Origin of the sequence: Rhodococcus sp. NBC_00294 (assembly GCF_036163995.1) — a bacterium.
GTDB lineage: Bacteria > Actinomycetota > Actinomycetes > Mycobacteriales > Mycobacteriaceae > Rhodococcoides.
The window spans coordinates 3,682,815-3,709,558 of record NZ_CP108043.1 but is presented as its reverse complement, the minus strand read 5'-3'; the positions used below and the strand labels follow the sequence as shown (position 1 = coordinate 3,709,558).

General features: G+C 70.0%; 15 protein-coding genes and 1 riboswitch. Of the genes, 3 read left to right on the top strand and 12 right to left on the bottom strand.

Going from position 1 to position 26,744, the window contains the following annotated elements; genetic code table 11:
• Positions 1 to 37: 37 nt before the first annotated feature.
• Positions 38 to 304: a DUF3017 domain-containing protein gene (locus OHB23_RS17235; protein ID WP_027503762.1), complete on the top strand. Its 267-nt coding sequence runs from the start codon at positions 38 to 40 to the stop codon at positions 302 to 304.
• Here the strand turns inward: OHB23_RS17235 and OHB23_RS17230 are convergent.
• The 5 genes from OHB23_RS17230 to OHB23_RS17210 form a co-directional block, all read right to left on the bottom strand.
• Complete coding sequence (locus OHB23_RS17230; protein ID WP_328809994.1) at positions 301 to 1,140, bottom strand: ABC transporter permease; 840 nt, start codon at positions 1,138 to 1,140, stop codon at positions 301 to 303. The genes OHB23_RS17235 and OHB23_RS17230 overlap by 4 nt on opposite strands.
• Complete coding sequence (locus OHB23_RS17225; RefSeq protein WP_328809993.1) at positions 1,137 to 2,141, bottom strand: ATP-binding cassette domain-containing protein; 1,005 nt, start codon at positions 2,139 to 2,141, stop codon at positions 1,137 to 1,139. Before OHB23_RS17225 ends, OHB23_RS17230 begins: the two co-directional genes overlap by 4 nt.
• Positions 2,138 to 12,643, bottom strand: a complete 10,506-nt coding sequence (locus OHB23_RS17220) for a non-ribosomal peptide synthetase (protein WP_328809992.1) — start codon at positions 12,641 to 12,643, stop codon at positions 2,138 to 2,140. Before OHB23_RS17220 ends, OHB23_RS17225 begins: the two co-directional genes overlap by 4 nt.
• Before the next feature lie 177 nt (positions 12,644 to 12,820).
• Positions 12,821 to 13,972: a homoserine O-acetyltransferase MetX gene (gene metX, locus OHB23_RS17215; RefSeq protein WP_328809991.1), complete on the bottom strand. Its 1,152-nt coding sequence runs from the start codon at positions 13,970 to 13,972 to the stop codon at positions 12,821 to 12,823.
• Complete coding sequence (locus OHB23_RS17210; protein WP_081821014.1) at positions 13,969 to 15,324, bottom strand: bifunctional o-acetylhomoserine/o-acetylserine sulfhydrylase; 1,356 nt, start codon at positions 15,322 to 15,324, stop codon at positions 13,969 to 13,971. The genes metX and OHB23_RS17210 overlap by 4 nt, the downstream gene beginning before the upstream one ends.
• 226 nt (positions 15,325 to 15,550) lie before the next feature.
• Positions 15,551 to 15,669, bottom strand: a riboswitch (SAM riboswitch).
• A 296-nt stretch (positions 15,670 to 15,965) separates the two neighbouring features.
• Between OHB23_RS17210 and OHB23_RS17205 the strand changes: the two genes are divergently transcribed.
• Positions 15,966 to 17,117 carry an MFS transporter gene (locus OHB23_RS17205; RefSeq protein ID WP_328811671.1) on the top strand — a complete coding sequence of 384 codons (1,152 nt, stop codon included), beginning with the start codon at positions 15,966 to 15,968 and terminating at the stop codon, positions 17,115 to 17,117.
• A 94-nt stretch (positions 17,118 to 17,211) separates the two neighbouring features.
• Entirely contained in the window at positions 17,212 to 17,964 is a 753-nt protein-coding gene (locus OHB23_RS17200; protein ID WP_442973046.1) for an exodeoxyribonuclease III, read from the top strand.
• Positions 17,965 to 17,973: 9 nt separating this feature from the next.
• Here the strand turns inward: OHB23_RS17200 and araA are convergent, their stop codons facing one another.
• From araA to OHB23_RS17165, 7 genes are all read right to left on the bottom strand, one after another.
• On the bottom strand, positions 17,974 to 19,518 hold the full coding sequence (araA, locus tag OHB23_RS17195; RefSeq protein WP_328809989.1) for an L-arabinose isomerase: 1,545 nt from the start codon (positions 19,516 to 19,518) through the stop codon (positions 17,974 to 17,976).
• A gap of 79 nt (positions 19,519 to 19,597) precedes the next feature.
• A complete protein-coding gene (locus OHB23_RS17190; protein ID WP_222627238.1) occupies positions 19,598 to 20,275 on the bottom strand; it encodes an L-ribulose-5-phosphate 4-epimerase in 678 nt (225 codons plus the stop codon).
• Positions 20,272 to 21,954 carry a ribulokinase gene (araB, locus tag OHB23_RS17185; protein ID WP_328809988.1) on the bottom strand — a complete coding sequence of 561 codons (1,683 nt, stop codon included), beginning with the start codon at positions 21,952 to 21,954 and terminating at the stop codon, positions 20,272 to 20,274. Before araB ends, OHB23_RS17190 begins: the two co-directional genes overlap by 4 nt.
• The gene (locus OHB23_RS17180; protein WP_027503751.1) at positions 21,951 to 22,979 is read right to left on the bottom strand and encodes a LacI family DNA-binding transcriptional regulator; all 1,029 of its coding nucleotides are present in this window, start codon (positions 22,977 to 22,979) and stop codon (positions 21,951 to 21,953) included. Before OHB23_RS17180 ends, araB begins: the two co-directional genes overlap by 4 nt.
• A complete protein-coding gene (yjfF, locus tag OHB23_RS17175) occupies positions 22,976 to 24,019 on the bottom strand; it encodes a galactofuranose ABC transporter, permease protein YjfF (RefSeq protein WP_285188662.1) in 1,044 nt (347 codons plus the stop codon). The genes OHB23_RS17180 and yjfF overlap by 4 nt, the downstream gene beginning before the upstream one ends.
• Entirely contained in the window at positions 24,016 to 25,122 is a 1,107-nt protein-coding gene (locus OHB23_RS17170) for an ABC transporter permease (RefSeq protein WP_231476089.1), read from the bottom strand. Before OHB23_RS17170 ends, yjfF begins: the two co-directional genes overlap by 4 nt.
• Positions 25,119 to 26,744, bottom strand: coding sequence for a sugar ABC transporter ATP-binding protein (locus OHB23_RS17165; RefSeq protein WP_328809987.1), 1,626 nt, complete (start codon positions 26,742 to 26,744; stop codon positions 25,119 to 25,121). The genes OHB23_RS17170 and OHB23_RS17165 overlap by 4 nt, the downstream gene beginning before the upstream one ends.

The following is a 26,744-nucleotide window of genomic DNA, read 5'->3' as shown; positions in this document are numbered from 1 at the left end:
CGTGAGAAAGCCGACGCGGCGGAGGCCTGCGCGGGACATGCTCCGGCGCAGCATCCCGGTGGTCGCCGTCGTGCTGGTGATCGTCGTCGCCGTGGTCCTGGTGCTCGCCGACCGGTGGCGCCGCGGTGCGTTCGTGTTCGGTGTCGCGACCCTGATCGCCGCCGCGTGCCGGTTGTGCCTCGGAAGTGAGCGTGTCGGGATCCTGGCCGTGCGGTCGCGCGCCTTCGACACCTTCTCGCTGGCTGCTGTGGGCAGCGCGGTGGTGTGGCTCGCCGTCTCGATCGATCCGCTCGGGACGGACTAGCCCTCGCGTGAGCGGGTCACCCGCAATGTCAACGGGACGAAGATCGCGAGGATCAGCAGCGAGACGATCACCGAGTACAGCATCGGGTGTGTCGACGCCCAGTTGATCGGTTCGCGGATTGCGACGGACGGTGCGGTGGGATTGCCGAACGACTCGCGCGTCGACCGGGCCACCGAGGTGATCGGATTCCACTGTGCGACAGCGCGGAGCGGACCCGGCAGCGTCGAGGACGGCACGAACGCGGACGAGATGAACGTGATCGGGAACAGAATGATCATGAGCGCGCTCTGGGCACTCTCGGCAGTGCTGGCGACGGATCCGACCACGGCGCCGATCCACGACATGGCGAAGCCGAAGAACATCAGCAGCAGTACGGCGCCCAGCGCGTCGAGAGCGCTCCCGCGGATACGCCACCCGACGGCGTAGCCCGCGCCGATCATCACGGAGATGCTCACCACCGACACGAGCATGTCGGAGAGAGTGCGCCCCAGCACGATGGACAGACGCGACATCGGCAGCGAGTGGAACCGGTCGACGATGCCCTCCTTGCTGTCGGTCGCGAGCCCGATGGCGGTGAACGCGGCGCTGAACACGACGGTCTGCGTGAAGATGCCGCCCATGAGGAACTCGCGGTAGGTGGCACCGCCCAGTGCTCCGCCGAAGACGTAGCTGAAGAGCAGGACGAACATGAGGGGCTGAATCGTCGCTCCGAGCAACAACTGTGGGACCCGCAGGATGGTCAGCAGGTTGCGCTGGGTCATGGTCACGCAGTCGACGAGGAAGCTCGAGGCGTTCTGCTCCCGGACTCCGCGGGGACCGACCAGTTCGGCGGTCATGCGGTGGCCGTCGCGAGGGCGGCGGCGGGGGACGCGCTACCGGTCGACTGGAAGAAGACGTCGTTGAGATCGGGCACGTTCACCCGCGCGTCGCCGACACGGATACCGGTGCCGTGCAGGCGACTCAGCACGTCGACCATGGATTCGCTGCCCCACGGCGCATCCACCGTGAACCACCCGGCGGACGCAGAGGCGCGGTGCACGCGGAAGTTCATCCGCGGGAGCAGATCCGCTGCCAGGCGCAGGTCACGAGGGTCGGCGAGGCGCACCTCGACGGACGGCGGACGGACGCGCGACTTCAGATCGGACGGGGTGCCCCTGGCCACGACGACACCGCCGTCGACGACGACGATCGAGTCGGCCAGTCGGTCGGCCTCCTCGAGATACTGGGTGGTGAGCAGCACTGCAGTTCCGTCCGCCTTGAGGTCGGTGACGATGTCCCACATGTCGTTCCGACTGCGGGGGTCGAGACCGGTGGTGGGTTCGTCGAGCACGATGAGGGGTGGCCGCGCCACCAGCGCGCCCGCCAGATCGAGACGACGGCGCATACCGCCGGAGAATGTGGAGACCGAGCGGGTTCCGGTGTCGTCGAGGCGGAACCGGGTGAGGAGCTCGCGCGCCCGCGCGCGTGCGTCTCTGCTGCTGAGCCCGTAGAGCCGCCCGAGCATACGGAGGTTCTCGTAGCCGGTGAGCCGACCGTCGACGGCGGCGTACTGGCCGGACAGCCCGATGAGCCCACGCACGGTGCGCGGGTCCTTCACGGCGTCCACGCCCGCGACGTGGACGGAACCCGACGTGGGCCGAATCAGTGTCGCGACGATCCGCACGGTGGTGGTCTTGCCTGCGCCGTTGGGGCCGAGCACCGCGGTGACCTGTCCCGCAGCGGCCGTGAGGTCGACGCCGTCGAGGGCCCGGTGCGTGTTACGTCGTCCCGTGTAGTCCTTGACCAACGATCGGACGTCGACGGCGAGAGTCGCTCCTCCGGAGAGTCCGGCGGTCACCGGGCACCGGCGAGCAGCGCCGGACGCACACCGCCGAGGCGACGTGCGACGGCGGCCAGCGCGTCCGGCGTGCCCATCGCGTTGTGCGGGACGTCGACGGGGTAGTCGGTGATCGACCCGGCGATGTAGCGCCGCCATGCCCACGGCGTGAGGGTGGGATCGGAATCGACGGTCGCGGAGAAGAACTGGAGATCGCCCGAGAACCGGGCCGGGGTGTGGTCGTGGCCGAGGTCGACGAACAGCTGGTAGCGCTCGTACAGCCGTCGCATTTGCCCCTCGTCGAGATGGGCGGTCGGTCCCCCCGCGCCGCGGATCATGGCGATGGCCTCGTCGAGATCGATGTCGTCGTCGACGGTCACCTCGAGAGGAAGGAAGTCACGCATCAGCGACGCCACGGACATCTCGGTGCGCGGGCGGTCGCTTCCGGCGAGGGGATACGCGTCCATGACGAACAGTTCGACCTCGTCGCCGAGCTTCTCGATCTCCACGGCCATCGCGTGGGCGATGAGACCGCCGAGTGACCACCCGAGGAGTCGGTAGGGGCCGGTGGGGAACTGGGCGCGCACGGTGTTGACGTAGTCGCGCGCGATCTCCGCGACCGACGCGGGCTCGGGTGCGGGGATGCCGATGCCGCGGGCCTGCAGACCCAGCACCGGGATCGACGGATCGAGGTGTGGCAGCAGTCCGGTGTAGCTCCAGGAGAGACCGATCGCCGGATGCACGCAGATGAGGGGAGTCACACCGTCGTCGCCGGCACGCAACGGCAGCACCGCGTCGGTGCTGGTGCGGCGGACCGGCGGCTTCGGGGTGCGAGCGGACGGCTCGGCGACGGGCGGGGGTGCCGCGTGTGATCCGGTCCTCGTGGCGGTTCCGTTGGCTGCGGACCCGTTCGTGCCCGAGCCGTTCGTGGAGGAACCGTTCGCGTGGCTGCCGCCGTCGCCTCGGGTGCCGTGATTGTCGTCGAGCATGATCAGCTCCTGTAAGCGAGCGGACAACGCAGCCGGGGTGGCTGCGTCGAAGAACCAGGTGACGTCGATGGAATCGGGGTCGACGTCGGTAGCGATGTCGGCACGGAGGCGCTCACGTAGGACGTCCATGACCCGCACCGCGGCGAGGGAGTTCCCGCCGAGAGCGAAGAAGTCGTCGTCCGGGCCGACGGCGTCCACCCCGAGCACGTCGGCGAAGACGCTCCGGACGGTGTCGAGCAACGACCGGGCGGGCGCGATCGCCGTGGCGGTGGTCGTCCGGGTAGGTGCGGCGCTCAGATGATCCGGAGCCAGCGGTTCGAGCCGGCCCAGGGGGATGAGCAGTGCGCGTCGGTCGACCTTGCCGTGCGGGGTGCGCGGCAACGACGAATGCACGGTGACCGTCGCGGGGACGAGGGCACGGGGGAGCTTCTCGGCGGCGAAGCTCCGCAGGGCGGCGGAGTCGACGGTGCCGTGCACCGTGACGTGTGCCGCGAGCGCCGCGCCGACGGAGTTCTCCTCGACGACGACGGCCACCGACGTCACGGCCGGATGTGCGGCCAGCACGGCCTCCACCTCGGCGGGTTCGATGCGGACACCGCGGATCTTCCTCTGGGTGTCCGATCGGCCCGTCATCTCGACCATGCCGTCGGATGCGACCCGCACCAGGTCGCCGGTGCGGTACGTCCGGCCGCCCGGGCGGCCGGACGGGTCGGCCACGAATCGTGCCGCCGTGAGCCCCGGGCGTCCCGGATAGCCCTGTGCCACTCCGGGTCCGGAGACGTACAGCTCACCCACGTCGCCGTCGGCGACCTCGGCAAGTGTCGTGTCGAGCACGCGCAGGGCGGTCCCGGGCACGGCGAGTCCGATGTGGGGTGCGCGGCCGGCGCGCTGGACGCCCGTCGTCGCCGCCACCGTGGTCTCGCTGGGGCCGTAGGCGTTGACCATGCGGCGACCCGGGGCCCACGCCTCGAGCAGAGCCGCGGGAAGCGCCTCGCCGCCGGTGCCCACCGACCGCACGCCGGACACGGTGTGAGGATCCAGGGTCGCCAGCGCGGCAGGCGTCAGGAACAGCACGTCCACGCGCTCACGCTCGATCAGGGCCTCGAGCGCCCTGCCGGCGTAGGCGGCGGGCGGCGCGACCACGGACGTCGATCCGCGGATCACCATCAGCAACATCTCGAGGATCGCCGCGTCGAAACCCGGTGACGCCGCGTGCAGGACGCGAGACGTCCGGTCGGTGTCGAATGCGGTTCCGAGGGCCACGGCGAGGCTCTCGATGCCGCGATGGGTGACGCCGACGGGTTTCGGGCGCCCGCTCGTTCCTGAGGTGTAGACGAGGTAGGCGACGTCGTCGAGGCTGCGCCGGACCGCGGCAGGCGGGGCCGCGTCGGGCGTGGCGGGGTGATCGGGCGTTCCGTCGGTGTCGAGGGTCCACCACCTGACGGCGTCCGGCGCGACCACGGGATCCGAGGCCGCTCGCAATGCCAGAACGGGTTTCGCGTCGTCGAGGATGTAGCTCAGACGTTCCTCGGGATATGTCGGATCGAGAGGGAGGATCGTCGCGCCGGTCCTCGCGACGGCCCAGAACGCCGTCACCGAGGACGCGGACCGGCTCATCGCGAGCGCCACGGTGCGTCCGGGCCCGGCGCCGGCCGCGCGGAGGCGGTCGGCGAGAGCGTCTGCAGCGGTGAGGAGTTCACCGTAGGTGCGGGTGCCCTCGGGAGCGACGACGGCCACGCGCTCCGGGGAGTCGCGCGCGACACGCTCGACGAGTACGTCCAGGAACTCCGTCTCGGACGGGAGGCGGGACGGGCCCGTGAGGCTCGCGATCGACAGTGCGGGATCGGACGTGGCGCGGTCCAAGGTGTCCACCACGGCGTCGGCCAGGTGACGAGCGGTGCTGGGCAGGAACAGGTCTCGGGCATAGGTGACCGACACGTCGGCACCACCGTCCGTCCGGGCGCGGACGGTCACGACGAGATCGAAGGCGGATCGCTCCACGGGCAGGCGGAGGGCGGAGACGGTGCGCCCGCCGAGATCGAGGTGCAGCGGCGGTGCGGCGTGGACCGAGAGCATGATCTGGACGATCGGGTGGCGTGCCGGATGACGTTCGGGCTGCAGTGTCGACACCAGCGTCTCGAACGGAACCGCGGCATGGTCGAGCGCCGCGAGATCGCGGTCCCGCACCAGCTCGACGATCTCGTCGAAGGTGGATGCCAACGACACCGGCACCCGCAGCGCGAGGGTGTTCACCGCCATGCCGACCATCGACTCGGCTCCGGCGCGGTCCGCGTAGGGGGTGCCGACGACGACGTCCGCCGTTCCGAGCAGCGGGTCGATCCCGGGGGTGTGCGCGGCCAGCACCGCAGCCAGTGCTGCGTGCACCACCATGAACTCGGTACCGCGGTGATCGGCCGCACAGGCGAGCACGCGTTCGCGGACCTGCGGACTCAGGACTGCGTCGACGACGTCGGCGCGGCCGGTGGGCCGGTCGGGGCGCGGGCTGTCCAGCGGTACCGAGTGCACGGGGGGAGCACCGTCCAGGGCGGAGCGCCAGAAGTCGACGGCGCGGGTGTGGTCGGCGCTGCCCACCGAGAGTGTGAGTGCCAGCGCGTGATCGATGTACTGCACCGGCTCCGTCGGCCACACCGGTGCGACTCCCGTGCGGCGAGCCTCGTAGGCCAGCAGCAGGTCGGTGGTGAGCGGCGCCACCGATTCGCCGTCGGCGGCGATGTGATGGACCGCGACGCCGACGACGTGGCTGTGCTCCGACAGGCGCACCACGACGGCACGGACGGGAGCCTCGATCGCGAGATCGAACCGTCGCCGGGCGACGTCGTCGAGTGCCGCCTGCACCTCGGGCGCCGACGGATCGAGGTCGGAGTCGGAGGGAGTGACCAGCTCGACGTAGACGGGAGCGGCGTCGAGGACCACCTGCACCGGCTCGCCCGCGACCGTGGGATACACGGTGCGCAGCGATTCGTGCCGCGCGACCACGTCGTTCACGGCTGCACCGACGGCGTCGACGTCGAGCGGACCCTCCACGAGCAGTCCGGCCACGATCGTGTACGCCGTGGCGGTGCTCGCCACCTTCGACGAGAACCACATCGACAGCTGCGCCGGCGTCAGCGGGACGGGATCGGGTCGCTCCGCGGGTGTCACCGCGGCGGCCGATGGGAGGGTGCCCGAATCTGTTGTCAGGCCGGTGAACTCGGGCAGTTCGGCGAGCTCGGCGACCGTCGGTCGATCGAAGATGGTGCGCACGGCGACGGGCACACCGGTGACCTCGGTGATGCGCGCGGCGTAGCGCGTCGCGGTCAGCGACGTCCCGCCGAGCGCGAAGAAGTCCGCTGTGACACCGACCCGCTCGACACCCAGGACCTGCGCGAGCACACCCGCGAGGGCTGCCTCCGCCGCGGTTCCGGGAGCGCGGTCGTCCTCGTCGACGAGGACGGACGGCATCGGCAACGCCGCACGGTCGAGCTTGCCCACCGGTGTCAGCGGAAACGCGTCCACGACGACGATCGCGGTGGGCACCATGTGACGCGGCAGCCGAGTGCGGGCGAGGCGGAGCAGATCGTTCGATCGCAGGGCGGCCGGCTCGTCGACGACGGGATGGACGAAGGAGACGAGCAGGGTCTCGCCGGTCGGTCCGGGCGTCGTCAGCGTGACGGCTCCACCGACACCCGGTGCCGACGCGAGCACGGCGTCGATCTCGCCGAGCTCGATCCGCAGACCACGGATCTTGACCTGGAAATCGCTGCGACCGGTAATGCGGACGACCGGTTCGGTGCTGTCGGGATCGGCCGCGAAGGTCCACCGGGCCAGGTCGCCGGTGCGGTAGGTCCGGCTTCCCGGCGGGCCGAACGGGTCGGCGACGAAGCGTGTCGCCGTGAGGCCCGGCCGGTCGAGGTAACCCCGTGCGAGTTGTACTCCGGCGAGGTGCAGTTCGCCCTCGACTCCGGGCAGCACCGGTTGCAGCGAGGCATCGAGCACGGTTGCCCGCATCCCGGCGACGGGGCGCCCGAGTGCGACGTCGTCACCCTCGTGCAGCGTCCTGGCGTGGGTGCAGATCGCGGTCTCGGTGGGCCCGTAGATGTTGATGACGGTGCGTCCGGGCGCGACCGCATCGAGCAGTTCCGAGCCGAAGTTCTCGCCGCCGACGCCGAGTGCGGACAGTAGCACCGGGTCGCCGGGGACGAGGTCGTCGGCGGAGAGCGTCGACAGGACGGAGGGGGTGAGGAAGCAGTGCGTCACGTCGTGGCGGCGCAGCAGCGTCGCCAGTTCCGTACCGCCCACGACTCCGGGGGGCACCACCACCAGCGCGCCTCCGGATCCGAAGGCGAGGCCCAGTTCCAGCATCGAGGCGTCGAAACTGGGAGAGGCGAAGGCGAGCACGCGGGCGTCGGTGTCCGCCCCGTAGGCGCGCACCAGTTCGCTGGTGATGTTCGCGTATCCCTGACGTGTGACCTGGACGCCCTTGGGGCGTCCGGTCGTTCCCGACGTGTAGGTGACGTACGCCGTGCAGCCGAGCGGAACCACCCAGCCACCGTCGTCGGGACACGTCGGGACGTTCTCCTCGGCGAACAGTGAGTCGGTCGTGGACCACAGGAAGCCGTCGCTCGGGACGTCCGAGGGATCGGAGCAGACGGCGTGCAGCGTCTTGCTGTCACGCACCATGAACGAGCGCCTGTCCGCCGGGTAGTCGGGATCGACGGGCACGATGGCACCGCCGGCGCGTGAGACGGCGAGGATCGCGGCCACCGACTCGGTCGAGCGTCGCAGCAGGCCGATCACACGCGTGTCGGCGGAGACGCCGTTGTCGACGAGGCGTGCGGCGCCGCGGGCGACGAGTGCCTCGAGCTCTGCGTAGGTGGTCCGCCGGTCGCCTTCGACCACGGCCACCGCGTCCGGAGTGGCCTCGGCGTGATGCGCCACGAGAGCGTCGAGCGCGGAGGTCGAGTCCGTCGACCGAGCTCGCGCTCGTTCCCGCATCGGTACCGTCGCCGCGCGCTCGGGAGGCAGCAGGACGTCGATGTCGGCGACGAGCGCGTCGGGGTCGGCGGCGATCGCGTCGAGCACGGCCAGCAGTCGATCGAGGACGGCCCGCGCGGTGCGCTCGTCGAACAGATCGGTGGCATAGGTGAGATCGATGCTCGACCGCGGGCCGGCATGCCCGGGTGACTCGTCGAGCACCAGTTCCAGGTCGTACTTCGCCCGCGCGACGTCGATCCCGTGGGCGGTCACCCGTGCATCGCCCACCGCGCCCGACGTGTCCGGCGTGCTGCGGGTGGTGAGCATGACGTCGAACAGCGGGTGGCGGCCCGGAGTGCGCGGTGGGTCGAGGAGATCGACGAGGGTGTCGAAGGGCATGTCCGCTCGGGCCAACGCGTCCAGGTCGGCCGCCCGCACGGCGTCGAGATGGTCGGCGACGGTCGCCGCGCCGTCGACCACGGTGCGCAGCACCACGGAATTGACGAACATGCCGACGACCCCGTCGAGGTCCGGGTGATCGCGTCCGGCGACCGCGGTGCCGATGGTGACGTCGTCGCCTGCTCCGGACCGACTCAGCACCAGGACCAGTGCGGCGTGCACGATCATGAAGTGGGACAGGCCGACTCGGCGGGCGAGGGCATCGACGTGCACTCCACGATCGCCGTCGAGGACGACGGACACCGTCGCGCCCTGTCCGGACGGTTCCGCGCGACGCGGGCGATCGGCACCGGGAGTGGGGACGTCGGGGAGATCCGCGAGCGCGTCGGCCCACCAGGCCGCGGACGTCGCGAGAGCCGACTCCGGATCGTCCGCGGACCCGAGTGCCAGCCGCTTCCATTCCGAGGCGTCGGCGTACTGCACGGGCAGCGGGGACCACGCCGGGGTGCGGCCCTCGAGCCGCGCGGAGTACGCGACGACGAGGTCCGTGGCCAGCACGCCGAGCGACCACCCGTCGACACACACGTGGTGGAGGACGAGAGCCAGGACGTGATCGGCCGCCGGTCCGGACGTGCCGGCGACGCGGACGATCCGGGCGCGCAAGGGCAGGTCGACGGCGAGATCGAAGGGGCGGGAGGCGACGTCCGTCAGTGCCGGGAGGACGGCGTCCGTGTCCGGCGCGTCGAGCACGTCGACATCGAACAGAGCTGTGGCCGTGTCGATGTCGAGGACACGCTGCACGGGGCCGTCGACGGCGTCGTCGCGGTCGAAGAGTGTGCGCAGGCTCTCGTGACGATCGAGGACGTCGAGAAGCGCGGCCCGCGCCGCCTCGACCGAGAACGTACCGGTGACGCGGAGAGCGAGCGGCACGTGATAGGTCGCCGACGGCCGGTACTGCTCGATCCACCACATGCTGCGCTGGGACGGCGAGGCGGGGATCGGCACGGAACGGTCGACGGGCACGGGCCCGTCCTGATCGCCGGTGGACGGGGTGCCGTCGTCCAGGTGCAGTGCGAGCGCTTCGACCACGGGATGCCGGAACACCTCGCGAACCCCGAGGGCATGGCCCCCCACCGCGGAGATCCGGGCGGCGACCCTCGTCGCGAGCAGAGAGTTGCCGCCCAGTTCGAAGAAGTCGTCGGTGGCGGCCACGTCGTCGAGGCCGAGGACGTCGGCGAGGACGCTGGCCACCAGGAGTTCGTTCTCCGATTCCGGAGCGCGCGCGGGACGGCTCTCACGGGCACGCGGTTCGGGGAGGCGTCGCCTGTCGATCTTGCCGTTCGGCGTCAACGGCATCTCGTCCAGGATCGTGAGCCGGTTCGGCACCATGTAGTGGGGGAGCAGAAGAGCGAGATCGTCGAGCAGCGTGTCGGCGACGGCGCCCGCGTGCGTCATGCGCACGTAGCCCTCGACGGTGCGGAGGGTGCCGTCACCGCGGACCACCACGGCGGCGTCCGCGACGTCGGGCAGCGCGCGCAGCGCCTCCTCAATCTCGCCGAGCTCGATCCGGAATCCGCGAACCTTCACCTGGCTGTCCCGGCGCCCGAGGTAGACCAGGGTGCCGCGGGAGGTCCACTTCACCAGATCGCCTGTGCGGTAGAGCCTGTCGGAGTGTCCGAACGGATCGGCGACGAAACGTTCGGACGTGAGGGCGGTACGGCCGAGGTACCCGCGAGCGATGCCGGTACCGCCGAGGTAGAGCTCACCCACACAGCCGGGCGGTGTCAGTGCGAGCGAGCTGTCGAGGACGAAGGCACGGATGCCCGGGAAGGGCGACCCCAGCTCCACCTCGTGTTCGGCGACCAGGGGACCGAACGTCACCGCCACCGTGCTCTCGGTCGGCCCGTACACGTTGACCATCCGGCGTCCGGGCGCCCACTCGTCCACCAGCGCGACCGGGACGACGTCCCCGCCGACTCCGATGGCACGCGGACCCGCGCCCGGCGCCACGGGAACGGTGGCGAGGGCCGAGGGCGTGATGAAACCGGCGTCGATGCGCTGGGCGTCGAGCACCTCGGCCAGCTCCTCGCCCCCGTGCACGTCGGTCGGCACGACGACCAGCGTCCCGCCGGACCCGAAGGCCAGTACCATCTCGAGGACGGAGGCGTCGAATCCCGGTGACACGAAGTGCATCACCCGCGCGCCGCGCGGCAGACGATGCGCCGAGACGGCCGCGTACGTCATCGCGGCGAAGCCCCGGTGCGTCACCGCGACGCCCTTCGGCGTCCCGGTGCTGCCGGAGGTGTAGATCACGTAGGCGAGGTCGTCCGGTCCGGGGCGACGTGCTCCCACGAGGCCCTCGGCGGTGAGCGGTGCTCTGTCCTCGTCGATGAGGACCCATTCTACCTGCGCGGGAAGCGAATTCACCAGTGCGCTCGTCGTGATGCCGACCAGTGCGCCGCTGTCGCCGATGATGGTGGTGATCCGGTCGGCAGGCAGGGCGGGGTCGACCGGCACGTATGCGCCGCCCGCTTTCGCGATGGACCAGGCCGAGGTGACGGACGCGTGGGAGCGGGGGAGCGCGGACACGACCATGACGTCGGGACCGACACCCAGATCCAGCAACTCGCGGGCCAGGGCGTCCGAGCGGCGGTCGAGCTCGGGATAGGAGAGTGCGATGTCGCCGTCGACGACGGCGGGCACCTTCTCGCCCAGCACCAGCCCGTGCGTGAGGATGTCGGCGAATGTGGCGAACGGCGGCACCAGCGGATCGAGTGCCGGCAGGACGGCGGCGCGGTCCTCGTCGGTCACGAGCGACAGCGCGCGCAGCGGTGTGTCGACGTCGGCCTCGGCGAAGTCGACGAGGAAGCGGGCGAACCGTTCGCTGTGGACGACCAGTTCGTCGGCCGTGTACAGGGCGGGGTTGCCCTCGAGGTCCACCCGCAGGCGACCCGTGGTGGTGCTCTCGTGCACCGTCACGGCCATGTCCGCGGTCGGTCCGGAGGTCAGTAGTTCGAGATCCGCCGGGATGTCGCCCAGCACCACGCGTTCGCCGAACATCATGAGGTTGATGGTGGGACCGAGGGTGACGCCGGGGGCACCGAGCAGGTGGGCGATCTCCGAGGCGGGAAGCAGCTGGTGACGGAGTGATTCGCTGACGCGGTTCCCGACCTCGCGGACCACCGAGCCGATGTCGACGCCGCCGCCGCAGTGCGCGGGCACGGGTACCGCGTTGGCGGCCATGGACGCCGATTCGCGCATCCACGACGTCACGCGGGCGGCCATCGGCATCGTCAGGACGACGTCGGGTGTGTCGGTGACACGTGCGAGGAACGCGGCGAACGCGGCGGCGACGACGACCGCGACGGTGGATCCGTGACGCTCCGCCGCGTCGTGAACCGTCCGGTCCGCCGAGGTACCGAGCAGCGTGTCGCAGCGGTGGTTGAACGCGGACGGCGGCGCGACCCGCCCGGACATCGAGACCGGCTCGCCGAGGACGTCGCGTAGACCGGCCCAGTGGGCTCGATCGCGCTCGTACCGCGACGACGCCCGGTAGCGCGCCTCGGCCTCGGCGAAGGCTCGGGGATGCCGTGCTCGCGACGGCGGTGGATCCTCGCCGCGTACCAGCGCGGTGTAGATCTCGGCGGTGCGAGCGGCGGCGACCGAGGCTCCGTAGCCGTCGATGGCCACGTGATGGCCGCGGGCGTACCAGTAGTGGTGGTCCTCGGCCAGGGTGATGACGGCGGTGTAGCCCAGCGCGTCCCGATACATGTCGAGGGGACGGGTGAACTCCGTCATGATCTCGGCCGCCGCCTCCTCGGGGAACTCGTCGTCGCTGACGTCGATGCGATCGAGGTCGATGTCGAGGAGTGAGAGGTCGAGCCGCTGGCGGAGCGAGTCGGAGTCGACGCGCTCGTCCTGCGCGTCACTCGTGACGAGTCGGGTGAGCATCGAGCCGGTGTCGAGAGTGGCGAGGCGCATGGCCTGCTCGAGAAGATCGACGTCGAGCGGGCCGCGGATGTCCATGTAGTGCGCGACGGCGAAGGTGACCTCGGGGTCGAGTTCCTGCAGCAACCACATGTCCCGCTGCGCGCGGGTGAGATCGAAGACCTCCGTGTAGCCGTCCGCTCCCGCGCCCGAGCCCGGGTGATCGTCCGACATGCTGTTCCCCCGGCTCGCTCGCATCCCCACGGTGGGCCCTTCGGTCACCGCAGCGTCGAGCGCTGCGGTGCAGACCACACGATGTCGAACACTAACAAACCAGAAACTTGATTTCCCTCGTCCTCGAGGACTCCAGGTTTCTTTGTGAGAGTTGCCAAGCTCAGGGGAGCGTGAGGGTCAGTCCTTCGCCGCGAGTGCGTCGGAGGCCAACGCCATGGTGGCCACGAGCATCGTGGACACCGCATCGGGCTCGGTGAGGAAGCCGTCGTGGCCGTCGCGCGAGGAGATGATGCGCAACCCGTCGCACCCGGGGATCAGATCGGCGATCTCCTGCTGCTGCCGCAGGGGGTACAGCCGGTCGGAGTCGACGCCGCCCACGATGGTGGGCGTGCGGATCGACCCCAGGGCCGCCTCGAGCCCGCCTCGCCCGCGGCCCACGTCGTGCCGGTTCATGGCCTCCGACAGCAGCACGTAGGTCCCGGCGTCGAAGCGGTCGACGAGCTTGGTCGCCTGATGCTCGAGGTAGCTCGCGATCGCGTAGCGCCCGCCGTTCAGCGGGTCCTCGCCGATCTGGGGCTCGTTGCCGAACCGGGAGTCGAGTTCGTGCTCGGTGCGGTAGGTGAGGTGCGCGATGCGCCGAGCGACGGCGAGTCCGGCACGCGGGGCGCGACCGGAGGCGTGATAGTCACCGCCCTGCCAGTCTGGGTCGGCGGTGATGGCGGCGATCTGCGTGGTCTGGGTGCCGATCTGGTCGGCGGACGCGCGCGCACCGACGGCGAGCACCAGTGCCGAGGCGACACGGTCCGGGTACGAGACCAGCCACTCGAGAGTGCGCATACCGCCCATGGAGCCGCCGACGACCGCCGCGAAGCGGTCGATGCCGAGGGCGTCGGCGACCATGCGCTCCGCCGCCACCTGGTCGCGGATGGAGATGGCCGGGAATCGGGATCCCCACGCGACACCGTCCGGATCGAGCGACGCGGGACCCGTGGTACCTCGGCACCCGCCGAGCACGTTCGTCGCCACCACGCACCAGCGATCGGTGTCGAGGGGTGCGCCGGGACCGACCATGCCGGTCCACCACCCGGGCGACGGGTGATCCGGTCCGGCCGGTCCGGTGACGTGCGAGTCCCCGGTGAGCGCGTGCTGGACGAGAACGACGTTGTCCCGCGCGGGCGAGACCTCGCCCCACCGCTGCACGGCGACCGTCGCGTCGGGAACCACGCGTCCGCTCTCGAGGAGAACGTCGCCGATGTGCACGGTGCCCACCTGCCCGTCCGCCGGCGGAAATGCCGACGGACGGGCAGGCGAGTGGAGATCGAGTGTCAAGATGCGGCCCGGAAACCCTTCTCCAGATCGGCCAGGATGTCGTCGATTCCCTCGATACCGACTGCGAGTCGCACCAGACCCGGAGTGACTCCGGAGGCCAGCTGCTCCTCGGGCGTCAACTGCGAGTGCGTCGTCGACGCGGGATGGATCACCAGTGAACGCACGTCTCCGATATTAGCGACATGGCTGTGCAGCTCCAGCGCATCCACGAAACGCTTGCCCGCGTCGACACCGCCCGCGAGTTCGAACGCCACGATGGCACCCGCTCCGCGCGGGGCGAGTTCCTGTCCGCGCTCGTACCACGGGGAGGACGGCAACCCGGCGTAGTTCACGCTGGTCACCTCCTCGCGCTGCTCGAGGAACTGTGCGACCGCCGTCGCGTTCTGCACGTGTCGCTCGAGGCGCAGGGACAGTGTCTCGATGCCCTGGCCGATGAGGAACGCGTTGAACGGGGAGACCGCCGCGCCGATGTCGCGCAGCAGTTGCACGCGGGCCTTGAGTGCGAAGGCCGGAGCGCCGAGATCGGCGAACACCACACCGTGGTAGCTGGGATCGGGGGTGGTGAAGTTGGTGAAGCGACCCTGTGTCCAGTCGAAGCCACCGCCGTCGACGATGACGCCGGCGATCGCGGTGCCGTGGCCGCCGAGGTACTTGGTGGCCGAGTGCACCACGATGTCCGCACCGTGCTTCAGCGGCTGGATCAGATACGGCGTCGCCACGGTGTTGTCGACGATCAACGGGATGCCGTGGCGGTGTGCCACATCGGACACTCCGCGGATGTCGAAGATGTCGTTCTTCGGGTTGGAGATGGTCTCGCCGTAGAACGCCTTGGTCTCGGGGCGGACGGCCTTCTCCCACTGGTCGAGGTCGTCCGGATCGTCCACGAAGGACACGGTGATGCCCAGCTTGGGCAGCGTGTAGTGGAAGAGGTTGTACGTGCCGCCGTACAGACGGGGGCTGGAGACGACGTGGTCGCCGGTCTCGGCGATGTTCAGGATCGCCAGCGTCTCGGCGGCCTGTCCGGACGAGACGAGCAGTGCGGCGACGCCGCCCTCGAGCGACGCGATGCGCTGCTCGACGACGTCCTGCGTCGGGTTCATGATGCGGGTGTAGATGTTGCCCGGCTCGGCGAGCCCGAACAGCGCGGCGGCGTGGTCGGTGTTGTCGAACGTGTAGGACGTCGTCTGGTAGATCGGCAGGGCGCGCGCGTGGGTGGTGACGTCGGGAACCTGTCCGACGTGCACCTGCCGCGTCTCGAAGCTCCAGTTCAGTGCCGGATCCTCGACGGGTGCTCCGGCTGCGTCGACGACGTCGCCCTCGGTGGCACCGGTGTCGGAAGTGTGATCGGTCATGGGTGTCGTGCTCCTCGTGGGGTGGTGCTCGAGTGGGGTGCTCGAGTGGGGTCCACGTCGGCAGCCGCCACGCCCGCAGCACGAGAGGCACCTCACCGTGTGCAGAGCGCAGTAGGCGAGCCGATCTTCGTGGAGAGAAGGGTCGGGGCCTATCGCCGGCTACAACACAGTCGGTGGGAGAACATGGGTACCTCCGAGATCGTCGGTCGGTGGGCCCGAGGAGACGGGCCCGCGCTTGCTCTCGGCCCGTGCGGGCCGAGTAACCCGGTCATCACCCGGGGCACCCCACCGCGGTTGGAGGGTTGCCGGCCAGCAAGCCGGGGCTCGATGCTGGCACTCATGACCTTGGCGGGAATGGTAGCGGGTCGGGTGTCGACGGCACGAGGGTGGCCGAACTCACGATCGTTCGATTGGCGAATGATCCTGCCGACGGTCAGACTGGTCAGGTGATCGGGCGCCTCTCGGGGCGCCCGTCGTCGTTGACCACCCGAGCGCTTCTGAATCGATCATGAACGATCGACGACGGGCGCAGACCCGAAAGTGAGCTCGTGACACCCCCCTCCGTCGCGTTCGACGTCCTTCCCGCTGCTGCCGCGGACCCCGCGGCGGATCGGCTGCGGGTGCGCCGCCGACGCGTCGCGATGCTGGCGCTCGCGCTCGGCGGTTTCGGCATCGGCACCACGGAGTTCGTCTCGATGGGCCTGCTCCCGGAGATGGCGACCACGATGGGGGTGTCCGAGCCCAGCGCCGGCCACCTCATCTCCGCCTACGCCGTCGGTGTCGTGGTGGGTGCGCCCGTCATCGCCGCGCTCGCGGCGCGGGTGCCGCGGCGGACGTTGCTTCTCGCCCTCATGGTGGCGTTCACTCTCGGCAACCTGGGCACGGTGTTCGCGCCCAGCTTCCACGAGCTGATGGCCTCCCGCTTCGTCGCCGGACTGCCGCACGGCGCGTACTTCGGTGTGGCAGCGCTGGTGGCCGCCCACCTCGCCGATCCCGGTGCGCGTGCCAAGTCGGTGGCCATGGTGATGATGGGACTGTCCGTCGCCAATGTCGTCGGTGTGCCGGCGGCCACGTGGATCGGCCAGGCGTTCGGCTGGCGCAGCGCGTTCGGCATCGTCGCCGTCATCGGTGCCCTCACCGTCACCGCCCTCGCGGTGTGGCTGCCGCGACTGGACTCGATGCCCACCACGAACCCGCGGACCGAGCTGGGCGCCTTCCGGCGCACGCAGGTGTGGATGACCCTCTTCGTGGGCATGGTGGGCTTCGGCGGCATGTTCGCCGTGTACACCTACATCGCCACGACATTGACGGACGTGGCCGGTCTGTCCAAGGCCGCGGTGCCCCTGGCGCTGATGATCTACGGCCTCGGCATGGTGGTCGGCAACATGGCCGGCGGATGGATCGCGGACCGCATGCTCGTCCCCGGGCTCTTCCTGGCGATGACGTCCGTCGCGGTGAGCCTGGCGGTGTTCGTCGCCGCGGCGCACAACCCGGTGACCGCTCTGATCGTCGTGTTCCTCATCGCCGCATCGGGATCCGCCATCGTGCCCGGACTGCAGACGCAACTGATGGACGTCGCCGCCGATGCGCAGACCCTCGCCGCCTCGCTCAACCACGCGGCGTTCAACTTCGCGAACGCGCTGGGGGCCGCCCTCGGCGGCGCCGTCATCGCCGCGGGCTTCGGCTACACGGCGCCGGCCGTGGTGGGTGCCGGTCTCGCGATCGCCGGCATCGCCGTTCTGGCCACGTCGGTGGCGATGCAGCGTCGCACCGACGCTCGTCTCGCCGCCTGACGGTCCTGTCCGCCCTGTCGGATACGGTGCTGCGGTGTCTCACACCATCACGTCGGTCAACGTCAACGGAGTGCGCGCCGCGGTGCGCAAGGGCATGCTCGAGTGGCTCGAGCAGTCCGCGGCGGACATCGTCTGCCTGCAGGAGACGCGGGCGACGGACGAGGAGCTGCTCGCCTGCCTCGCTCCCGCGCTGGGCGAGGGCTGGCATCTCGTGTCCGCCGAGCCGTCCGCGAAGGGCCGCAACGGTGTCGCCATCCTGTCGCGGGTTCCTGCGGTCAGTGCCGTCGTCGGGTTCGGGAGCGCCGAGTTCGACGACGCGGGGCGCTGGATCGAGGCCTGCTTCCCGGCCGTCGGAGCAGATCCGGCCGTCACCGTCGCCAGTCTCTACCTGCCGTCCGGTGAGGTGGGAACCGAGAAGCAGGACTCCAAGGAACGGTTCATGGCCTCGTTCGAGCACCGTCTCGCGGCGCTCGCGTCCTCGGGCGAGCATCACGTGGTCTGCGGCGACTGGAACATCGCGCACACCGAACGGGATCTGAAGAACTGGAAGGGCAACCGCACCAAGTCCGGCTTCCTGGCGAGCGAGCGCGCCTGGCTCGACGCTCTCGTCGGTGAGTCGGGAGCGTGGGTCGACGTGGTGCGAGCGCTCCACCCGGACGTCGACGGGCCCTACAGCTGGTGGTCGTACCGCGGTAAGGCCTTCGACAACGACGCCGGGTGGCGCATCGACTACCAGATGGCCACCCGGGACTTCGCGGACCGCGCGAAGGACGCCGTGGTCGAGCGGGCCGACACCTACGACCAGCGGTGGTCCGACCACGCACCGGTCACCGTCGTCTACCGCTGACCGGTCGGCTCACAACGCGGCGGCCAGTCGGTGGTACGCGGCGTTCCAGCGCAACGTGCGCTGGAAGTCTCGTGTGGTGGTGCCCTCCTCGATCGTGAGCAGCTCCACCGCGATCATGTCCGAGAACGCTTCCAGTACCGGCAGATCGAGCGCGGTGCTCAGCACCGTGTGATGCGGTGCGCCGGCTGTGAGCCACGACTCCGCGGACACCGACAGCGAGGGCTGCGGCTTCCACACGGCGCAGGCCACCGGCAGGGAGGGCAGCGCCTCGTCCGGCTCGACGACCTCGATGACGTTGGCGGTGAGGCGGAACCGTTCGCCGACGTCGGAGATGCCCACGACGATGCCGGCGCCGGGATCCGCCGTGAAGCGCAGTCGTACGGGATCCTCGCGCCCGCCGATCGACAACGGATGGATTTCGAGAGTCGGGGTCGCCGTGGTGATGGACGGGCACACCTCGAGCATGTGTGCCCCCAGGATCTTCTCCTCGCCGGGCACGAGGTGGTACGTGTAGTCCTCCATGAACGACGTGCCGCCGGGCTGCCCGATGGCCATGGTCTTCATGGCGCGCAACAACATCGAGGTCTTCCAGTCGCCCTCGCCGCCGAAGCCCCACCCGTCGGCCATCAGCCTCTGGACCGCGAGTCCGGGGAGCTGACGCAGGCCGCCGAGGTCCTCGAAGTTCGTGGTGAAGGCGCCGAATCCGCCCTCGGTCAGGAACTGTCGCATTCCCGCCTCGACCCGTGCGCCGTAGCGCAGCGACTCGTGTCGATCGCCGCCCGGCCGCAACGCGGACGCGACGTCGTAGGTCTCGACGTACTCGTCGACCAGGGCGGACACCGCGGCCTCGTTCACCGCGGAGACGACCTCGACGAGATCGTTGACACCGTAGGTGTTCACCGAGACGCCGAACCGCAGCTGAGCCTCCACCTTGTCGCCCTCGGTGACGGCCACGTCGCGCATGTTGTCGCCGAAGCGCGCCAGCCGGAGCGACCGCATGTCGGCGCGACCGCGCGCCGCACACGTCCACTGTTCGACGCGCCGGACGACGGCGGGATCGTCGACGTGTCCGGCGACGGTGGTCCGCAGCACACCGACGCGGGACTGGATGTGACCGAACTCCCGGTCGCCGTGCGCGGCCTGGTTGAGGTTCATGAACTCCATGTCTATGGTCGACCACGGCAGCGACATCCCGGCCTGCGTGTGCAGATGCAGGAGAGGCACGTCGAGGGCGTCGAGGCCGGCGATCCACATCTTGGCGGGGGAGAAGGTGTGCATCCAGGTGATCACCCCGATGCAGTCGTCAGTCGTGTTGGCCTCGCGCATCCGGTTCAGGATGGACGACGCGTCGAGGAGCACCGGCTTCCAGACCACCGTCACACCCAGTGCGTCGTCGAGTTTCTCGGCGATCGTGCGGGACTGCACCGCCACCTGCTCGAGAGTCTCGGGACCGTACAGACTCTGGCTGCCCGTGAGGAACCAGACCTCGGGTCGGGCGACACCGGACGGTGCGGGCGAGGGGGACGGGGCGGACCTGGTTTCGACGACGGACATGGGAACCTCCTGGTCACCGCAGAGGCGGTGGAACGAGTGCGGGTGAAGTCGGGTGCGGAGCGAGTGGTGCTGCGGCGGTTCAGCGTTGGCCGTACACGTTCTGGTAGCGGTCGTGCAGCGCGTCGACGGCGTCCGGCGGGATGGGCAGCGGCCGGCCGAGCTGGTGTGCGAGATGCACCGACCGTGCGACGTCCTCGCACATCACCGCTGCCTTGACAGCGGACCGCGCCGTCGGGCCCACCGCGAAGACGCCGTGGTTCTGCATCAGCACGGCGGGCGACCTGCTGCCACGCAGCGTGTCGACGATGCCGCGTCCGATCGAGTCGTCACCGATCGCGGCGAACGGTCCGACGGGGATGTCGCCGCCGAACTCGTCGGCGCACATCGTGGTGACCACCGGGATCGGCTCGCCGCGGGCGGCCCACGCCACCGCGTAGGGGGAGTGGGTGTGCACCACGGCGCCGACGTGATCGAGGTGGCGGTAGACGTAGGCCTGGGCCGCGGTGTCGGAGGACGGGGCATGATCGCCCTCGACCACGGTGCCGTGCAGATCGCACAGCACCATGTTCTCGGGGGTGAGGTCGTCGTAGGAGACGCCGCTCGGCTTGATCACGAAGAGGTCGTGGCCGGGGACCCGAGCGGACACGTTGCCGGCGGTCCACACCACCAGTCCGTACCGCACCAGTTCGGCGTGCAGCGCGCACACCTCGGCGCGGACCGCCTCCACGGTGCCGCGAGCGCTGTCGAGAACGGTCATCGTCGAACCGCCTTCCGGTCGAGCACGTCGCCGCGGAGGGCCCGCAGGTCGCGCATGGTGGACACCTGACGTCCGAAGTGGTCGTGAAGATCGGAGTAGATGCGGAACAGAGCGTCGTAGGCCTGCGACCGGCCCTCGTCGGGTTGGTACGCGCCGCGGTGCACGCGGCCCATCGCCTTCGAGGCCACGGGCACGTCGGCGTAGCAGCCGGCCGCGACTGCCGCGTGGATCGCCGACCCCAGCGCCGGACCCTGGTCGGACCCGATGACCGAGAGCGGCATGCGCAGCACGTCGGCGTAGATCTGCATCAGCAGTGGGTTCTTCGCCAGTCCGCCGGCGACGACGAACTCCTCGACCGGAACACCGCTGGCGCGGAAGGTCTCGACGATGACCCGCGTGCCGAAGGCCGTGGCCTCGAGCAGTGCCCGATAGATGTCCTCGGGCCTGGTGGCGAGAGTCGCACCCAGCAACAGTCCCGACAGTCGGTGGTCGACCAGGACGGATCGGTTGCCGCTGTGCCAGTCGAGGGCCACCAACCCGTGTTCGCCGACCTCCTGCTCGGACGCCAGCCGGGTCAGGTACTCGTGGACCGACTCGCCGGCCTCGGCGGCGGCGTCGCGGTAGTCGGCAGGAACCCCGGTGCGCGTGAACCATCCGAAGATGTCGCCGACTCCGGACTGCCCGGCCTCGTACCCGTAGGACCCCGCGACGATGCCGCCGTCGACGACGCCGCACATCCCCGGAACCTCCCGCAGTACGTCCGCGCTCATGACGTGACAGGTGGAGGTGCCCATGATCGCCACCATGCGACCGGGTTCCACGGCGCGGGCCGCCGGCGCCGTGACGTGGGCGTCGACGTTGCCGACGGCCACGGCGATTCCCTGGGGCAGTCCGGTCCACGCGGCGGCCTCGGCGGTCAGAGACCCTGCACGAGAACCCAGTTCGCCGATCGGCTGGTCGAGCTTGTCGGTGACGAACGCGGCGAACCCGGGTGCCAGGGCGGTGAGGAACTCGGCCGACGGGTACTCGCCGTCCTGGAGAATGCCCTTGTAGCCGGCCGTGCAGGCGTTGCGGACGTAGCGTCCGCACAGCTGCCAGACGATCCAGTCCGCCGCCTCGACCCACCGCTCCATGGCGTCGTAGACCTCGGGGTCCTCCTCGTGGATCTGCAACGCCTTGGCGAACTCCCACTCGGACGAGATCAGTCCGCCGTAGCGGGGGAGCCACGTCTCGCCGCGCTCCGCGGCGAGGGCGTTGATGCGATCGGCCTGGCCCTGTGCCGCATGGTGTTTCCACAGCTTCACGTAGGCGTGCGGCCGATCGGCGAACTGCGCGACCTCGTCGAGCGGGGTGCCGTCGGCGAGTGTGGGCACCATCGTGCACGCCGTGAAGTCGGTCCCGATGCCGACCACCCGGTCGGGCGGGACACCGGCATCGCGCAGGGCGGCCGGGACGGCGGTGCGGAGCACGTCGCGGTAGTCGTCGGGAACCTGGAGGGCCCAGGCGTCGCCGAGTCGCACGGAGCCGCCGGGCAGCGTCGACTCCAGGACTCCGTGTCGGTACTCGTGCACGGCCGTACCCAGCTCGGCACCGTCGGAGACCCGCACGACGACGGCCCGTCCGGACAGTGTGCCGAAATCGACTCCGATGGTGTAGGTCTCGTGATCGGGCGTCGTCATGGCTGTTCTCCTGTGGCTCGGGTGGTGCTCGCGCGCACGACGAGTTCCGGAGCGATCTGCGTCTCGGGACCGCCGGTCCCGTCGATCGCCGCTCGCAGGATCTCGATGGCGCGTCGGCCCACCTCGGTGAAATTCTGTCGGATCGTCGTCAGCGGAGGGATGAGATAGGCGGCTTCGGGGATGTCGTCGAAGCCCACGACGCTCACGTCCTCCGGCACCCGACGGCCGTGCTCGTGGAACGCACGCAGCAGGCCCAGCGCCATCTGATCGTTGGCGCAGAACACCGCCGTGACGTCGGGATCGGCCGCCAACCGGGAGCCGCGCTCGAACCCACTGCGCGCGGACCAGTCACCACGGAGCGGAGGGGTCCACGGCAGCCCCGCCTCGTCGAGGACCTCCCGCCACCCCTGTTCGCGCGCGCGAGCCTCGGCCCAACCCAGCGGACCCGCGAGGTGGGCGATGCGTCGATGTCCGGAATCGACGAGGTGACGGGTGGCCAGGCGGGCGCCGCCGACCTGGTCGATGCCGACCGTCCAGCGCGAGGTCAGCGGATCGCCCTCCACGACGACGACGGGCACCACCGCCTCCTCGGAGCGCGCCGCGGCCACCGCGTCGTCGGTCGCGGCGATGAGGACGATGCCCTCGACGCCCTGGTCGTGCAGGTGGTGCATCGCGTCGACGAGCTCGTCGCGCGAGAGGGTCGTGAGACTGACAGCGCTGACCGAGAAACCGGCCTCGCGGGCGGCGCTCTGGACGGTGCGGTGGGTGGTGCTCGGGCCCCAGAATCCGAGCTTGGAGCCGATGATGCCGATGGTGGCCGACCGCTTCGTCACCAGGGCGCGGGCGGCCCGGTTGGGCCGGTACCCGAGCTGGTCGATGGCACGCTGGACCCGTTCCCGAGTCTCCGGACGAAGGTTGTTCTGTCCGTTGATGACTCGGGAGACCGTCTGATGGGACACGCCGGCGAGCCGGGCGACGTCGGCCATGACGGGAGGTCGACCGTCCGTGCCGGTCGTGGTGGTCATGCTCGCCTCGGACGGAAGCGGGCCCGCGGCACCGTGGTCAGACGCTGAGCGACGACGAAGACGAGCAGCAGTGTTCCGACCGTGATCCGAGTCCACCACGAACTCAGGGTCCCGTCGAACGCGATGAACGTCTGGATGGCACCGAGGATGAGGACACCGACGACCGAGCCGAGAACGTAGCCTCGGCCACCCGTGAGCAGCGTCCCACCGATGACGACGGCGGCGATCGCGTCGAGCTCCATGCCGACCGCGTGGAGGCTGTAACCCGACAGGGCGTAGAACGCGAACAGGAGTCCGCCGAGCGCGGCGCAGAAACCGCTGATCGAGTAGACACCCACCTTCACCGCCGCCACACGCAGTCCCATCAGCACGGCCGACGCCTCGTTGCCGCCGATGCCGTAGACCGACCGGCCGAAACGGGTGCATGCGAGGACGTAGGCCGCCACCGCGACGGTCACGAGTGCGATGACGACGCTCCACGTGATGGTGTAGCCGCCCGGGAGCTCGATCACGGCGAACGCGATGGAGCTGAACGTCTCGTCGGTGATGGGGATGGACTCGACGCCGATCATGTAGCAGAGACCACGGGCGAGGAACATGCCGGCGAGCGTGGCGACGAACGGCTGGATCTGGAGGTAGTGCACCAACACGCCCATCGTGGTGCCGAGCAGCGTGCCGCACAGCAGCACGGCCGCGATGACGAGGAAGGGGGACCAGCCGAGTTGCAGTGTGCGCGCCGCGATCATGGTCGACAGCGCCACGACGGAGCCGACCGAGAGATCGATACCGCCGGTCAGGATGACGAAGGTCATGCCCACAGCGAGGACGATCAGGAACGCGTTGTCGACGAACAGGGAGAGGAACAGCTGCGGGTCGGCGAAGCCGGGGTAGCGCATCTCGCCGACGCCGAACAGGCCGACGAGCAACGCGAAGGTGGCGATGACCGGCAGGAACCTGCTCGGCGGCGAATAGCGCCGGATGCGGTCCCAGCGGGACGGCGCAGTGGAGGTGGCCGGGGGGCGTGTCAGCAGATCGGTCATGACCGGGCCGCCTTTCGAGTCGTCGGTCTCCTGTGTCGAAGGCCCAGCAGTGACGCTCGGGCACGCGGTGACTGCAGGAGGCAGACGACGATGACGACCAGAGCCTTGAAGAGGTAGTTGGCCTCGGAGGGGATGCCGAGATTCGGGATGGTGCGGGTCAGGGTGCCGATGAGCAGCGCACCGACCACGGTGCCGGCGAGCGAGAAGCGTCCGCCCGTGAGTGCCGTGCCGCCGATCACCACGGCGAGGATCGCGTCGAGCTCGATCCACAGACCGAGGCTGTTGGCGTTCACCGAGTTGGTGTTGGCGGCGATGATGAGACCGGCGATGCCGGAGCATGTCGCCGCGAAGACGTAGACGGTCCACACGATCGTGCGGGCGCTCACTCCCGCGAGGCGACTGGCCTCGGGATTGATGCCGACCGCTTCGACGAGCATGCCGAGGGCGGTACGGCGGGTCAGCAGGGCGGTCACCACGACGACGGCGAGCGCGATCAGCAGTGCCACGGGGAGTCCGAAAACGATCCCCGAGGCGAGCGAGCTGAAGGCCCCGTCCTGCACGGTGGTGATCTGACCGTCCGTGATGAGCATGGCCAGGCCGCGGCCGGCCACCATGAGGACCAGGGTCGCGATGATCGGCTGAATCCCGAACACCGACACCAGCAGTCCGTTCCACAGGCCCAGCAGCACGCTGGCTCCCAGTGCCCACACGACGGCCATGACGACGGTGGTGACGGCGCCCTCGTCCGGGGCGGCCGCGATACGGGTGCAGGCCACGGCCGCCGCGATGACCGCGACGGCGCCGACCGACAGGTCGATGCCGCGGGTCGCGACCACGAGCGTCATGCCCACCGCGACGAGGATGAGCGGTGCGGAGTTCCGCGCGATGTCGACGACGTTGCCGAACAGGCCACCGTTCTCGATCCTGATGTCGAGGAAGTCCGGTGTCGCGACGACGTTGACGACGATCAGCGCGATCAGGGCGAGCAGCGGCCAGACGACCGGGTGCGACATCCATCCCGGGGTCCGGCGACCGGCCGGGGCGTCGGACGCCGGCCGTGGCGGGGGCGTCGACGTCGGTCGTACTCCCAGAGTGTCGGTCATGCCTCGGAACTCCTGTCGTCTGCGCGGGTTCCCGCCGCGATGGTCGCGAGGACGTCGTCGACGGAGACTCCGCGGTTGACGCGCTCGTCGATCAGGTGGTGATCGCGCATCACGACGACGCGGTCGCTGAGGCGCAGGATCTCCTCGAGCTCGGCCGAGATGAACACGACCGACATCCCGCGTTCGGCGAGATCGGCCACGAGAGCCTGGATCTGCGCCTTGGCGCCGATGTCGATTCCGCGGGTGGGCTCGTCCAGGATCAGGATCTCCGGTTCCGTGACGAGCCAGCGCGCGAGCAGCACTTTCTGTTGGTTGCCGCCGGAGAGGTTGCGCATCAACGCGTTCGGGTCCGCGGGGCGGATGTCGAGTGCAGTGATGTACTTCTCCACCAGGGCGGTGCGGGTGGCACGGGGGATCGGGCGCATCCACCCACGAGTGGCCTGGAGCGCGAGCATCATGTTGTCGGCCACCGTCAGGTCGCCCACGACGCCGTCCGCCTTGCGGTCCTCGCTGGTGAGCGCGACCCGTCGATCGACCGCGTTGCGTGGTGTGCGGAAACGTCGACGGGTGGAGTGGATCTCGATGGTGCCGGAATCTGCGCGGTCCGCCCCGCCGAGCAACCTCGCCAGTTCGGTGCGGCCCGATCCCAGCAGCCCCGCGACGCCGACGACCTGCCCGGCGTACAGCCGGAGATCCGTCGCCTCGAGGGCGCCCTTGCGGCCGAGGCCGAGCACCTCCATGACGGGTTCGGTGGTGGGATCGACCACCGTGGGCTCGCGGTCGTCCAACTCGCGCAGGGTGTCGAGCTCCCGGCCGATCATCAGTTCCACCAGGGTCAGTTGCGGGGTGTCCGCCACCGACCGCTCCTCCACCAGGCGTCCGTTGCGCAGGATCGTCATGCGATCCGAGATGCGATAGACCTGGTCGAGGAAGTGGGAGACGAAGACGACGGCCGTACCCGCGTCCCGCAGCCGCTCGATGACCCCGTACAGGGTCTCCACCTCGTCCTTGTCGAGGCTGGAGGTGGGCTCGTCGAGGATGAGCACGCGGGCGTCGACGTCCACCGCACGAGCGATCGCGATCAACTGCTGCACGGCGATGGGGTGATCGCCGAGCACCGACGCGGGATCGACCGCGAGGCCCAGTCGATCGAGCGTCGCAAGTGCGCGGCGGTTCATCGCCCGGGTGTCGATACCGCCCACGGCGTCGAGAACGGTGCGCACCGCGCCGCCGGTGCTGCCGAGCAGTCGGTCGAGCCGCCGCGGCTCGCGCCCGAGCAGCATGTTCTCGGCCACGGTGAGGTTGGGCAGGAGGTTGACCTCCTGGTACACCGTGCTGATGCCGGCGGCCTGAGCGGCCGCCGGACTCGCGAACTCGTGCACGGTCCCGTCGACGGTGACGGTGCCGCTGTCGATCGGGTAGACGCCGGTGAGCGCCTTGATCAACGTCGACTTGCCGGCACCGTTCTCGCCCATCAGCGAGTGGACCTCGCCCGGGTAGAGCCGCAGGGAGACGCCGTCGAGGGCACGGACGGCGCCGAAGGTGATGGAGATGTCCGTCATCTCCACGATCGGTTCCGTCGCCGTCGTGGTCGGCGGGGGGACGATCATCTCGGTGCTCAT